Origin of the sequence: Rhodopila sp. (assembly GCF_035548235.1) — a bacterium.
In the GTDB taxonomy this organism is placed as follows: Bacteria; Pseudomonadota; Alphaproteobacteria; order Acetobacterales; family Acetobacteraceae; genus Rhodopila.
Window position 1 is genome coordinate 1 of sequence record NZ_DASZTJ010000249.1, and the last position, 12,801, is coordinate 12,801.

Genomic DNA, 12,801 nt, shown 5'->3' on the forward strand with positions numbered 1-12,801 from the left:
CGAACCGTTCATTCATCTTGTGCTGGGTCATCCCCGCGAAGACCGGAGACAGGCCTTCCTGTGCCGGCGTCAGCGTGTTGACGCACAGCACGCCGTTTGCCCGCATCGCGGGATAGGAGTCGTTGGTTCGGTTGGCGCAGACCAGCAGCGTCGGCGGCGTGTCCGTTACGCTGGTGACGGCGCTGGCAGTGAACCCGGCGCGGCCAGCCGGACCGTCCGTCGTGATGACGTTGACCGCCGCGCCCAAGCGCGCCATGGCCTCTCGATACGCTTGCTTTTCCACCGGCACGGCTGTGGCATCCTTCCTCATCTGATAGAGGGAACTATGCCCCAGGCCCGGGCATGTGGCCAGATCGCGACAGGAGTTGGAGTCTTTCCTTGCATGGGGATCGGATTGACCACGAAATTGCCTTTGTTGCACCGCAACGGTTCGCCATGCGTCTGATCGTCCTTCTGCTGCTTCTCTGCGCACCCGTTCTTCCCACACCCGCTTCGGCGGCCGAACTGGACCTGCACCCGCCGTCGACCGAGGTGTCGATCCGCGCCTATGGCCTCGGGTTCCTTCCCTTTGATGGAAAATTCACCCGGTTCCATGGTGTGATGCAGTACGATCAGCAACAACCGGGGAAATGCCAGGTCATGCTGGAGATCGATCCGTCGAGCCTGCGGATGTCCTCTCAATCGATCACCGACCGGGTGACCGGGCCAGACTTCATGGATGTCGCCCATTTCCCGGCAATGGCGTTTTCCGGCGCCTGCACGGACCGGACGGTGTCCGGCACGCTGGACCTCCACGGCCAGACCCATCCGTTCGACCTCGAACTCCGCCAGTCGAAGGGCAGGCTGACCGCGACGGGGCGGCTGCGGCGATCGGAATGGGGCATGACCGCCGAACCGTTCCGGGTCGGACGTACGATCCGGATCCGGGTCGAACTGCCCGCACCGGGGGAGCATGCCTGATGCGCCTGCCCGCCGCCCTCGTACCGCTCCGCCACGCCACCTTCCGTGGCCTCTGGCTCGCCACGGTCGTCGGCTGGCTCGGCACATGGCTGCAGAACACCGGCGCGGGATGGCTGATGACCTCGTTGGCCCCCAGCCCGATCATCGTGGCGATGGTGCAGGCGGCGACGATCATGCCGGTCTTCCTGCTGGCGCTGCCGGGCGGGGCGATGGCCGACATCGTCGACCGCCGCGTCTTCCTGATCGGCGCGCAGGTCTGGACGTTCCTGGCCGCCTGCCTGCTCGCGATCCTGACCCTGTTCCACGTGATGTCAGCGGCCTGGCTGCTGGGCCTGACCTTTGCCATCGGCATCGGATCGGCGCTGACCAACCCCGCTTGGAACGCCATCGTCCCGGAACTTGTGCCGCGCGAGGACATGGTGCAGGCGATCGCCCTGAACGGCATCGGCTACAACCTGACCCGAGCGGTGGGACCGGCGCTGGCGGGGTTCCTGATCGTGCTGGGCGGGTCGAGCCTGACCTTCAGCCTCTACGCCGTCTCGATCATCGCGTTGATCTCGGCCCTGTTCTCCTGGCAGCGTGGCAGGCACTTCACCGGCGTGCCGCGTGAGCACTTCATCTCCGCCATGCGGGCCGGCATGCGCTTTGTGCGGAACACGCCGGCGGTGCAGGCGGCGATGGTGCGGACGACGTGCTATGCGATTCCGTCCTCGGCGCCCTGGGCGCTGCTGCCGCTCTATGTCCGGCGCGACCTGGCGCTGGGACCAGGGATGTATGGCGTCATCCTGGGCATGATGGGCATCGGCGGCGTGACCTCGGGCCTGCTGCTGCCGACGGCGCGGCGGTTCCTGTCGCGCGGCCAGATCGTGGTGGGCTGCACGGTACTCTCCTGCGCCGGCATGGCGGTGGTGGCGGTTTCCTCGCACTGGCTCCCGGCGGCGCTGGGGATGCTGGTGTTCGGGTTGGGCTGGACCTCGGCCTTCGCGACGATCCAGGCGGCGGCACAACTGGTCTGCCCGCCCTGGGTCCGCGGCCGGGCGCTGTCGATCTACCAACTCGCGCAGAACGGGGCGCTGACCATCGGGTCCTTTGGCTGGGGTTTTCTGGGCGACCTCATCGGGTTGCCGCACACGTTCCTGACCGCCTCGGCGATCGGCCTCGTGTTGATGGGCATCGCGCATTTCTTCAGCATCGAAACCATCGCGCGCCCAACCGCGGCGGCGCTGGAGGACGAACCCTTCAAGGCGCCGCTCCCCGAAGCGCCGGCCCCGGAATTCGTACCGCTGCTGCGCAACGCTCGGGGCAAGCTGATGGAGATGGCCTATTACCGCGTTGCCCCCGAACAGCGGCCGGCCTTCCTGCGCCTGATGAATGAGGTACACCACGTCCGCGGCCGCGCCGGCGCCGTATTCTGGCAAGTCTATGAAGACGTCGCCCACCCCGAGGGCTGGGTCGAGGTCTGGTCGATGGAAAGCTGGACGGATCATCTGCGGGAGACGATCCGCCTGACCGAGGACGACAAGCGACTGCTGGCAGAACTCGCGGTCTACCAGCACGAAGTGCATCGCCCGACCCGCTATTTGGCCGTCGACCCGCAGGAATACCTGCATCGCAACCAGGGGCCGCCGTCCCCGAAAGTGCCGGTTGATCGTGCCATTACCTCGTTCGGCGGGATGCCTGCCCCGGGCGCGGCGCCAAGCGGTTGACAAAGTCGTGATCCGTCCCCCCGCCTGGGGCGCTCACCCTATCTGTAACCCGCAGAATTTCGAACATCGGCAGGAGTGCAGCATGAAACGGCACGAGACACGGAACGACCTCGCGTCCAACGCCAAATCCGTCGCCATCGACCTCCTCAACGCTCGGGTTGCCGACTGTATCGACCTTGCGCTGGTGACCAAGCAGGCTCATTGGAACCTGCGCGGCAAGCAGTTCATCGCGATCCACGAGATGCTCGATACGTTCCGGACCGAGCTGGACGACCACGTGGACACGATGGCGGAGCGGGTGGTGCAGTTGGGCGGCACGGCGCTGGGGACGACGCAGGTGGTCGCGAAAGCGACGTCGCTGCCGCCGTATCCGACGGACATTTCCTCGATCCCCGATCATCTGCATGCGTTGATCGAACGGTTTGGCGATACTGCCAACAGGGTGCGCAAGTGCATTGACCAGTCGGCCGAGGCAGGTGACGCCGATACCGCCGATATCTTTACCGGCGTGTCGCGCGGCCTGGACAAGGCATTGTGGTTTCTCGAAGCGCACGTCACGCCGTAAGGTCTTGAAATCGGACGGCTGGACACCGCACCAGCCGTCCGCCGCGACCGGGCAGCGAAGCGGCGGTCGCACCTGAAATTAAAAATTCCTCGATAGTCTCACAGAAAGTTTGAACAAACGGCTTCGTTCTGTCGCCGTTGACTCCGTATCGCATTCAACGATCCGCAAAGCGACGGAGGAGGACGCAAATGGCCGAAGCACGCCACACAGGCAATCCGGGCAACTTCGCCGAGGATCGCGAGAAAGCGTCACGCGCCGGGCATATCGGCGGTCAGCACAGTGGCGGGAATTTCGCCAACAACCGCGAGCGTGCGGTGGAAGCCGGCCGCAAGGGCGGTCAGAACAGCCATGGCGGCGGCGGGGCCGGAAACAACCCCGGAAATTTCGCCCAGGACCGCGAAAAGGCAGCCGAAGCCGGCCGCAGGGGCGGTCAGGCGACCCACTCGGACGCCGGGACACATGACCGCAGCGAAAGCGGTCGAACCCATCACTGAGGTCGCATCATGAACGCAGCAGCATCGCCAAAGACGGCGCCCGCACACGGCTTTCGCGAGGTGCGGGGCGCGTTCGCCCGGTCGGAGGACATGCAGGACGCGGTTCGCCGCTTGTCCGTTTCCGGCTTTGACCGGGCGGACATGACATTGCCGACGGACACGGCGTTACCGCCCGCCGATACGGACCTGGATGCACAGCAGCTAAGGACCTTGCGCTCCAGCACGGCGGCGACGGCAGCGGCGCTGGCGGCTGCGGGGATCACCGTCGCGACCGGCGGCGCGGCTGCACCGGCGGCAGTGGCCGCCGTGGCAGCAGGCGGCGCGGCGGGCGGCGCGGCCTATGCCGCCCAGGAATTCGCGGAGGCGAAAGAGCAGGCAAGTCGCGACGACCGCGCGGAGCACGGACGCCTGGTTCTCGCGGTGCGCACGCCGACCGCAGCCCAGCAGACGAAGGCATCCGACATCCTGCGCGCCGCCGGCGCTACGGAGGTCGAAACCTTCGAGTAGAGTTCACGGACCCCTGACAGGGGGGGCAGAATATAGCGGGCCGGGGCACCATGTCGGCTTCGCACGGAGATGGGTGCTTCGTGCTCCTCCGGACGGACGCCTCCGTGCGACGCTGGCGGTCGGCAGAACAGCGGAACGCCGCAGACCCCCTTGCGGGCTCCCTTTACGCAAACCCCCGCGGCCGCAACCCGGCGTGCCACCAGGTGATCAGCGAGTAGATATCGTAGACCGGTACGCCCAGCGCCGCCTGCAGCGCCTTCGCGTAGGGCGGCATATTGGTGCATTCCAGCACCAGCGCGCCGATCTCGGGATGCGCCCGCAGCAGCCGCCGGCCGGCGTCCAGGATATCCTGTTCCGCCAGCGAGACGTCCAGGTCGTCCTTCTCCCCCATGATCAGCACCCGGAAGAATTCACGCCCGTCCTCGGTGCCGATGAACGGCGTGTCCACCGGCGCTCCCGCGGCCTCCAGGTGCCGGGGCGTCAGCGACTTGCCTGAGACCGTCACCACCCCGACGCGCTTCCCCGGCGGCAGCGTCGCCTGCACCCAGGGGACCTGGATCAAGGAACTGGTCGCCACAGGCACGCCCACAGCCTCCGCCAGTTCCTTTTGAAACAAGGACAGGAACCCGCAATTGGTGGTGATCGCCTCGGCGCCCAGATGCACCAACTCCTGCGCCGCCTCGATGAAGTTCGGCAACAGCCCCGCCGCCTGGTTCAACACCACGCGCTTGGGATCGGCGCCCTTCACCACGCGGAACAGCACGGGGAACGGCCAGGTCCCGGCATTGCCCATGTCGCCGGGGATGCGGGCGAACCGCGTCTCCAGCATCAGGATGCCCAAGGGCGCCCCGTAGATCGACTTCCCGCCTGCCGCGACCGTGCTCATGCCGCCACCCCTTCAGCTCTCAGTCCGTTGTCTTCCCGGATCATGGCAGCGCCTTTCTCTCCGATCATGATGGTGGGGGCGTTGGTATTGCCGGTCGTCAGCGTCGGCATGACCGAGGCGTCGATCACCCGCAACCCTTCCAGCCCATGCACGCGCAGTCGGGAATCGACCACCGCGGACGGTCCATCGCCCATACGGCATGTCCCGACAGGATGATAGATGGTGGTGCCGAACTTGCGTGCATAATCCAGGAACCCGTCGTCGCTTTCGACGTCCTTGCCCGGCAGCGTCTCGAACGCGCTGTATCGCGCGATGGCCGGCTGCGCGAAGATCTGGCGGCTGAATCGCATCCCGGCGGTCAGCACGCGGATATCGGCGGGGTCCGACAGGTAGTTCGGCGTGATGACCGCTTTCTCCGCCGGGTCGGCGCTGCGCGCCATGATCGTGCCGCGACTGTCCGGGCGCACCGGACAGACGGCGACGGTCATCCCGTCCTCTTGCTCCAGCGCGCCGAACTTGCTGGGGTCATAGCTCGCCGGCGTGAACAGGAGCTGCAGGTCCGGACTGGCCTTTTCCGGCGAGGACCGGGTGAACACCTGCGCCGTCGTCACCCCGAAGGTCAACGCGCCGTTGCCGACGGTGAAGAACCGCAGTGCCTCCCGCGCCATGCGCAGCCCGCGCGCCAGCTTGTTGATGGAGATCTCGCCCCGCACGCGATGCGACACCCGCGTCACGTAATGGTCCTGCAGGTTGGCGCCGACGCCGCGCAGGTCGTGCACGACCGGCACGCCGATCGACTGCAGGTGCTCCGCCGGTCCCACGCCGGAAATCTGCAGCAGGTGGGGCGAGTTGATGGCGCCGCCGCAGAGCACCACCTCCTTATGCGCCCGTGCCTCGACCTCCTGGCCGTGCTGGCGGAATGTCACCCCCACGCAGCGCTTGCCGTCGAACACCAGCCGCGACGCCAGCGCCTCGGTCTCGACGCGCAGGTTCTGGCGGGCGCGCGCCTCGCGCAGGAAGGTCTGGGCGGTCGAGCCGCGCCAGCGGCCGCGGCGGGTCATCTGCGAGTAGCCGACACCCTCCTGCTCGCGCCCGTTGAGGTCCTTGCTGAGCTTGTAGCCGGCCTGCTGAGCGGCCTGGATGAAGTGATGCGTCAGCGGCAGGATGGTGCGGTAGTCCTCGACCTTCAGAGGGCCCCCCTTGCCGCGGTATTCCGGGTCTGCGCCCTGCTTGTAGTCCTCGGACTTGCGGAAATAGGGCAGCACGTCCTCGAAGCTCCAGCCGCGGCAGCCCATCTGTGCCCAGCCGTCGAAATCCGCCGGATTGCCGCGGACATACAGCATGCCGTTGATCGAACTGGACCCGCCCAGCGTCTTGCCGCGCGGCCAGTGGATGGAGCGCTCCTCCGGACCGGCAGCGGCGTAGTTCCAGTTGACCACCGGGTGGTAGAGCAGCTTCAGGATGCCAGCCGGGATATGGATCCACAGCAGCGAGTCCTTCGGCCCGGCCTCCAGCAGCAGCACCTTGGCGCCCGTTTCGCTCAGGCGCGCGGCGACGACGCAGCCGGCCGAACCGGCCCCCACCACGACGTAGTCGGCTTCGATCATCGATCTGGTTTCCCCGTTGTGTTTCCGAGAGGAAACAGCCGCGTTCCGGCGGGGTCAACCCGCGATGCCGCCTACGCTGCGCCTGTGATCTCCTGCCACAAAAGCCGCGCCTCGGCCCTGGGATCGCGCTCGATACGGCAGTCGCGATCCAGCACCAGCGTCGCCCGCTCCATCACGTCATAGGCTGGCCAGGTGGGGACCGACGGATGTTCCGGCCGGCCGATCCTGGCAAACTCGCACCACAGCGCGGCCATCGTTTCCGACAGCGCCTCGGCTTCGTGCGCCCCGCCCGTGGCGTTGGTCAGGTCCAGCGTGTTGAAGGTGAACGGCACATCCATCGCATGCGGCGCGCCGAGGCGGCCGTCGAACACCGGCGTTTCCCATTCGAACGAATACATCCACACCTTGCCACGCTCCAACGCCGCACGGCGCTGCGCCACGACCCAGGAGCGGATGCGGAAATTGCTGTCGCTGGTGATGGCGATCAGTTCCTCCGACGGGTTCAGGCCGGGGAAAAGCCGGTCGTACAGCTCGACCACCCGCCCGGTCTGGTCTCCGGTGATCGGCGCCAGGCGCTCCAGCATCTGCTCGCGCGTCAGCGTACGGTTCCAGACCGCGTCGACCGGCGCCAGGTAGCTCGCCGTCTCCTGCTTCATGTCGCCGATGATGATCGGGACGTCCGGCTGGATGCTGGACGCGGCCGGGTCGAACGGATGCGCCGGCACGATGTCGCCGTCGACCACCGGGCCGAACGCATAGCGGTCGAACAGCGGATAGGGCGAGGTACCCAGCGCCGCCTCGGCCGGCTTGATGGCGGCAAGCAGGTCGGAGACGGGAACGGCCTGCAAATCCACGACCGACCTGGCGCCCAACTGGCGCATCACATGGCTGGTCAGCGCCTGCGCGCGCTCCGGCGTCCGCAGCCGCACCACGGCCCCCGACTGCACGATCCCCCGATGAAACAGCCCCACCGCTCGGGGCATCGTCAGCAGCACGCAGACTTTCGCGCCGCCGCCCGACTCGCCGAAGATCGTGACATTCCCCGGGTCGCCGCCAAACCGGACGATGTTGTCGCGGATCCACTCGAGGGCGGCGACCATGTCGAGCGTCCCGGCATTGCCGCTGTGGCGATATGCCTCGCCGCCGATGGCGGACAGGTCGAGATGCCCGAATATGTTCAGCCGCTGGTTGACCGTCACGACCACCACATCGTGCTTGTGCGCCAACCGATGCCCCCAGACGCGTGGCGCGTTGGCGTTGCCCCAACTGAACGCGCCGCCGTGGAACCACACCATGACCGGGCGGTGCGCCGCGTCGACGGACGGGGTCCAGACGTTCAGGGTCAGGCAGTCCTCGGTCTCGGGCGACGGGTCCGGCTTGCCGGAGAACTCCGCCAGCTCCGGCCGCGGCGGCGGAGCGATCCCGGCCTGGGGCGCCTTGCCGCGGAATTCGGTGCAGTCCAGCACGTCGGACCAGCGGGGGAGGGGCTGCGGCGGCAGGAAGCGGTTGGCCCCACCCGTCGGGGCGGCATAGGGGATGGTCCTGAAGGCGAGGACGCCCTCGAAGTCCGTTCCCTGGACACGGCCGGCGGCGGTCTGGACGATATGGGCCATGTGCTGCGCTCCCTGCGGTTTCCAAATCAGTAGTCCCGGCGGGATCGTTTGTCATTTCGGGACAGGCGGGCAAGGGGGTAGAATTTCCCGGATCGCGGGCGACTCGGAGCATGATGATGATCAAGCAGCCTGGTACCTACGCCGATTTCAACGATCCTCAGGCATTGCCTCGCTATACCGGCATCGCGACGTTCTTTCGCGCGCCGGCGACTGATTCCGTCGGCGATGCCGATATCGGCATCATCGGCGTGCCGTTTGATGGCGGCGTGACCAATCGCAGCGGGACGCGACACGGGCCGCGGGCTGTGCGCGAACAGTCGTCGCTGCTGCGCCGGATCAGCAGCGCCACCGGCGTGCGCCCCTTTGCCACGGCCAGGGTGCGCGACCTGGGCGATTGCTGGATCGAGCACCCTTACGAGCTGGTCGGCGCGCATAACGAGATCACCGCCTTCTACAATCAAGTCGTGGCTGGCGGCGTGGTGCCGCTGTCGGTCGGCGGCGATCATTCCGTGACGCTGCCGATCCTGCGGGCGGTCGCCGCGAAGGCGCCGGTGGGCATGGTGCATATCGACGCGCATTGCGACACCGGCGACGACTACATGGGGTCGCGCTTCCATCACGGCGCACCGTTCCGCCGAGCGGTGGAAGAAGGATTGTTGGATCCGAAACGAGTGGTGCAGATCGGGATACGGGGCACCACCAACGATCCGGACCTTTGGGGTTTCTCCCAGCGCAGCGGCATGCGCGTCCTCGGCATGGACGAATTCGACGACAAGGGCTGGCAGTACGCGGCGGAGGAAGCGCGCCGGGTGGTGGGTTCAGGACCGGTCTACCTGTCCTATGACATCGACAGCCTGGACCCCGCCGAAGCGCCTGGCACCGGTACGCCCGAGGCGGGCGGCATCACCGTCTTGCAGGCGCTGCGCCTGCTGCGCGCGCTGCGGGGGATCGACTTCGTAGGCGGCGACCTGGTGGAGGTCGCGCCGCCGTTCGACACAGGCACGATCACCGCGTTCAACGGTGCGTCGATCCTGTTCGAGATCCTGTGCCTGCTGGCCGAGGCTTGGGAACGGCGGCGGTCGTCTCCGGTTCGGCCACCTTTCACACCTTGACAGCCCGCCCGCACGCCGGGCCTCCTTGCCTGTCAACACGAATGCCAGGACAGCCATGACGTGCGACCCCGTGACCTTGGAGATCATCCGCGGCGCCCTGCGGGCAGCGCAGGCGGAGATGGAGGCGCTGCTGGAACGCACCGCCATCTCGGCCTTCATCCGTGAGAAAAAGGATTTCTACACGGCGATCTTCGACGCGGCCGGCCGGCTGGCCGTCGGCTCCAACGTGCCGATCTTCGGCGACGTCACCGCGCCGGTGTTCGCGGCCTTCCCGGCAGAGACGATGCGGGACGGCGACCTCTACTGGTTCAGCGACTGCTACGCCTCCCGCGGCGCGGTGTCGCACAGCAACGACCAGGTGTTCCTGGCGCCGGTGTTCCATGACGGCGCCCTCAGCGCCTTCGTCATGGGCTGGGCGCATTTCGCCGATATCGGCGGGCTGCGTCCCGGATCGATCAGTCCCGACGCCACCGACATCTTCCAGGAAGGCATCATCGTCCCGCCCACGAAACTGATCGATGCGGGCGTAACAAACGACGCGGTGCTGAACCTCTTCCACCGCAACTCCCGCTTTCCGGAACAAAGCCGCGGCGACACCAGCGCGTTGATGGCGAGCGTGGAGACGGGCGTGCGCCGCCTGGCGGAAATCCTGCGACGCTTCGGTGCGCCGGTCGTCGCCGACGCCTTCCGCCAGTTGCTCGCACGCACCGAGACCCATGTGCGTCACAGCCTGCGCGAGACCTTCCCCGTCGGCAGCCATAGTTTCACCGATGCGATCGACTCCGACGGCCATGGCAACGGCCCGTTCAAGATGCGGCTGACAATGACCCGCTCGGCAGATGACCGTTTTAGTCTCGATACGACGGCGACCGACGACCAGGCTATGGGGCCGGTGAACTACCTGATGAATCCCCACATGCCGGGCACCGCGCTGGGGCTGTTCTTCCTCGGCGGCGATGCGTCGCATGTCTGCAACGCCGGCGGGGCGCAGGCAATCGACGAAGTGAAGCTGCGCGAAGGATCCCTTCTGGCGCCGCGCTTTCCTGCGCCCCTGGGCCTGCGCGGATTGACGATGATGCGCATGCTCGCGGCCCTGAACGGGCTGGTGAATGTCGCCGGCGGCAAGGCGCCGGCATCTCATTCCGCCTATGTCATCATCCTGCTGCGCGGCGTCCACCAGGGCCACACCTTCCTGATGTCGGACGGCGTCGGCGTCGGATACGGCGCCCGCCCCGACGCCGACGGCCTGGACGCGGTCTATTTCGTTGCACAGGAAAACTACCCGGTCGAGTTCCTGGAGCTGAACTACCCCGTCCGCCTGCTGGGCTACGGCATCCATTGCGACAGCGGCGGGCCCGGCCGTTATCGCGGCGGCTGCGGCCTGGTCCGGGAATACGAGGTCATGGCCGAGACTGCGATGCTGTCCATGCGCATCGACAGCGTCGATTACCCGCCCTGGGGCACGGCGGGCGGCAGGAACGGCGGCAGCGGCAGCGCGGTGGTCAATCCCGGCACGCCGCAGGAACGACGCCTGAAGCCCCTGTCCGACGGCAACATCTTGCACCGGGGCGACATCCTGCGCCTGTCCACGGGCGGAGGCGGCGGGTACGGCCATCCCTATGACCGCCCCGCCGACCAGGTGCTGCTGGACGTTCTGGACGGGTTCGTGTCGGCCGAGGCGGCGCTGGCGGAATACGGCGTGGTGATCCGCGGCGAAACGGTGGACCGGCCTGCGACCGACGCACACCGCGCCGACCGGCCCTCGGTCAAGGCCTTCCATCGGGGAGGCTATGTCGATGCGCTCGCCTGACGCCGCGCCCTTGGTGATTGCCGTCGATATCGGCGGCACATTCACCGACATCACCCTGGCCGACCCCGCCAACGCCCGCGTGCTGCGCGCCAAGACCCCCAGCACGCCGCATGACCCGTCCGAGGGTTTCCTGACCGGCGTGCGCATGGTGCTCGATACCGCCCATGCCCGGCCGGACCAGGTAGGGCGGGTGCTGCACGGGACGACGGTGGCGACCAACCTGATCCTGGAGGGCAAGGGCGCACACACCGTCCTGGTCGCCACCAAGGGGTTCCGCCACGTCGTGGAGATCGGCCGGCAGGACATCCCGCGCGCCGCCAACCTGTATGCCTGGATCAAGCCGCAACGCCCCGTGCCGCCGCGCCGGGTGCTGGAGTTGGATGAGCGGATCGCCGCCGACGGCACTGTCCTGCGCCCGGTCCAGGACGCCGACATCGTCGCCGTCGCCGAACGCTGCCGCCATCTGGGGGCCGAGGCGGTAGCGGTCTGCCTGCTGCATTCCTTCTCGAACCCCGCCCATGAACGCTTGGTCGCCGAACGGCTGCGGGGCGAACTGCCGGGGGTGGCCGTTACCGCCTCGGTCGACGTGCTGCCCGTCGTCCGCGAGTTCGAGCGCAGCATCACCACGATCCTCAACGCGCGGATCATGCCCGCCGTCTCCACCTATGTCGCCCGCTTGCAGGAGAGACTGAACGGGGCGGGGATCAAGGCGCCGCTGCTGCTGATGCAGTCGAACGGCGGCGTGGCCGGGGCGGGGGCGATCCGGCGGGCACCGGCGGTGACGGCGCTGTCGGGGCCGGCAGCCGGCGTGATCGGCGCGCGGGATGCCGCCGCCGCGGCCGGGTTCCGCAACCTGATCACCGTCGATATCGGCGGCACCAGCGCAGATATCTGCCTGATGCGTGACGGCCGGATCGACCTGACGCATCGCGGGCGCGTAGGGGAATGGCCGCTGCCCTTGCCGATGGTCGACATGGTGACGATCGGCGCCGGAGGCGGCTCCTTGGCCCAGATCGAGCGCGGGGCCCGGATCGTCGGCCCGGCGTCCGCCGGCGCTCGGCCGGGTCCCGCGTGCTATGGGCTGGGCGGGGATCGGCCGACGGTCACCGATGCGCACCTGGTGCTGGGCCATCTGCCCGGCAGCCTGCTGGGCGGCGGGATGAAGCTGGACGCCGGGAGATCCCGGACGGCGATCGAGACGCATGTCGCCGGACCGCTGGGCCTGCCGCTGCATGAAGCGGCGCGGGGGATCCTGGCCATCGCCAACGGCAACATGATCGGCGCCATCCGGATCATCTCGGTCGAGCGCGGGCACGATCCGCGCGACTTCGCCCTGATGGGCTTCGGCGGCGCCGGTCCGCTGCACGCCTGCGCGCTGGCCGAAGCGCTGGATATCGGCACCGTCCTGGTCCCGTCCGCGCCGGGCGTGCTGTGCGCCGAGGGCCTGATGGCCGCCCAGCTTCGCGCCGAGTTCAGCCGCTCCGTCCTGCGATCGGCGCAGCCTGAGGAAGCCGAACTGGAAGCGGTCTTCGCGGAACTCG

At 67.8% G+C, this 12,801-nt stretch carries 12 protein-coding genes; 8 read left to right on the forward strand and 4 right to left on the reverse strand.

Annotated features, from left to right (window positions below):
* Positions 1–256 (reverse strand): flavin reductase (locus tag VHB27_RS20040; RefSeq protein ID WP_408904028.1); only part of this gene is annotated, 256 nt, incomplete at its 3' end.
* Positions 257–435: 179 nt separating this feature from the next.
* Between VHB27_RS20040 and VHB27_RS20045 the strand changes: the two genes are divergently transcribed.
* The 5 genes from VHB27_RS20045 (at position 436) to VHB27_RS20070 (ending at position 4,232) form a co-directional block, all read left to right on the forward strand.
* The gene (locus VHB27_RS20045) at positions 436–960 is read left to right on the forward strand and encodes a YceI family protein (RefSeq protein ID WP_325603869.1); all 525 of its coding nucleotides are present in this window, start codon (positions 436–438) and stop codon (positions 958–960) included.
* Positions 960–2,666, forward strand: a complete 1,707-nt coding sequence (locus VHB27_RS20050; protein WP_325603871.1) for an MFS transporter — start codon at positions 960–962, stop codon at positions 2,664–2,666. The genes VHB27_RS20045 and VHB27_RS20050 overlap by 1 nt, the downstream gene beginning before the upstream one ends.
* Positions 2,667–2,748: 82 nt before the next feature.
* Positions 2,749–3,231: a DNA starvation/stationary phase protection protein Dps gene (gene dps / locus VHB27_RS20055; protein WP_325603874.1), complete on the forward strand. Its 483-nt coding sequence runs from the start codon at positions 2,749–2,751 to the stop codon at positions 3,229–3,231.
* 188 nt (positions 3,232–3,419) lie between these two features.
* Entirely contained in the window at positions 3,420–3,725 is a 306-nt protein-coding gene (locus VHB27_RS24745) for a general stress protein (RefSeq protein ID WP_349255674.1), read from the forward strand.
* Positions 3,726–3,734: 9 nt separating this feature from the next.
* On the forward strand, positions 3,735–4,232 hold the full coding sequence (locus VHB27_RS20070; protein WP_325603876.1) for a hypothetical protein: 498 nt from the start codon (positions 3,735–3,737) through the stop codon (positions 4,230–4,232).
* A gap of 163 nt (positions 4,233–4,395) precedes the next feature.
* Here the strand turns inward: VHB27_RS20070 and VHB27_RS20075 are convergent, their stop codons facing one another.
* The 3 genes from VHB27_RS20075 to VHB27_RS20085 form a co-directional block, all read right to left on the reverse strand.
* Complete coding sequence (locus tag VHB27_RS20075; RefSeq protein WP_325603878.1) at positions 4,396–5,118, reverse strand: aspartate/glutamate racemase family protein; 723 nt, start codon at positions 5,116–5,118, stop codon at positions 4,396–4,398.
* Positions 5,115–6,725 (reverse strand): GMC family oxidoreductase, encoded by a 1,611-nt coding sequence (locus VHB27_RS20080; protein WP_325603880.1) that lies wholly within the window; start codon positions 6,723–6,725, stop codon positions 5,115–5,117. Before VHB27_RS20080 ends, VHB27_RS20075 begins: the two co-directional genes overlap by 4 nt.
* Positions 6,726–6,796: 71 nt before the next feature.
* The gene (locus VHB27_RS20085) at positions 6,797–8,338 is read right to left on the reverse strand and encodes a carboxylesterase/lipase family protein (protein ID WP_325603882.1); all 1,542 of its coding nucleotides are present in this window, start codon (positions 8,336–8,338) and stop codon (positions 6,797–6,799) included.
* Between the two features lie 110 nt (positions 8,339–8,448).
* Between VHB27_RS20085 and speB the strand changes: the two genes are divergently transcribed.
* The 3 genes from speB to VHB27_RS20100 form a co-directional block, all read left to right on the forward strand.
* On the forward strand, positions 8,449–9,450 hold the full coding sequence (gene speB / locus VHB27_RS20090) for an agmatinase (RefSeq protein ID WP_325603885.1): 1,002 nt from the start codon (positions 8,449–8,451) through the stop codon (positions 9,448–9,450).
* 55 nt (positions 9,451–9,505) lie between these two features.
* Positions 9,506–11,260, forward strand: coding sequence for a hydantoinase B/oxoprolinase family protein (locus tag VHB27_RS20095; RefSeq protein ID WP_325603887.1), 1,755 nt, complete (start codon positions 9,506–9,508; stop codon positions 11,258–11,260).
* Positions 11,247–12,801: hydantoinase/oxoprolinase family protein (locus VHB27_RS20100; RefSeq protein WP_325603889.1), on the forward strand; the 1,555-nt coding region annotated here is incomplete at its 3' end. The genes VHB27_RS20095 and VHB27_RS20100, both read left to right, overlap by 14 nt.

Excerpts from the sequence above, each read along its gene's own strand:
- VHB27_RS24745 (WP_349255674.1), top strand. The coding sequence starts at position 3,420 with ATGGCCGAAGCACGCCACACAGGCAATCCGGGCAACTTCGCCGAGGAT.
- VHB27_RS20085 (WP_325603882.1), bottom strand. The coding sequence starts at position 8,338 with ATGGCCCATATCGTCCAGACCGCCGCCGGCCGTGTCCAGGGAACGGAC.
- VHB27_RS20045 (WP_325603869.1), top strand. The coding sequence starts at position 436 with ATGCGTCTGATCGTCCTTCTGCTGCTTCTCTGCGCACCCGTTCTTCCC.
- VHB27_RS20095 (WP_325603887.1), top strand. The coding sequence starts at position 9,506 with ATGACGTGCGACCCCGTGACCTTGGAGATCATCCGCGGCGCCCTGCGG.
- VHB27_RS20080 (WP_325603880.1), bottom strand. The coding sequence starts at position 6,725 with ATGATCGAAGCCGACTACGTCGTGGTGGGGGCCGGTTCGGCCGGCTGC.
- speB (WP_325603885.1), top strand. The coding sequence starts at position 8,449 with ATGATGATGATCAAGCAGCCTGGTACCTACGCCGATTTCAACGATCCT.
- dps (WP_325603874.1), top strand. The coding sequence starts at position 2,749 with ATGAAACGGCACGAGACACGGAACGACCTCGCGTCCAACGCCAAATCC.
- VHB27_RS20070 (WP_325603876.1), top strand. The coding sequence starts at position 3,735 with ATGAACGCAGCAGCATCGCCAAAGACGGCGCCCGCACACGGCTTTCGC.
- VHB27_RS20075 (WP_325603878.1), bottom strand. The coding sequence starts at position 5,118 with ATGAGCACGGTCGCGGCAGGCGGGAAGTCGATCTACGGGGCGCCCTTG.
- VHB27_RS20050 (WP_325603871.1), top strand. The coding sequence starts at position 960 with ATGCGCCTGCCCGCCGCCCTCGTACCGCTCCGCCACGCCACCTTCCGT.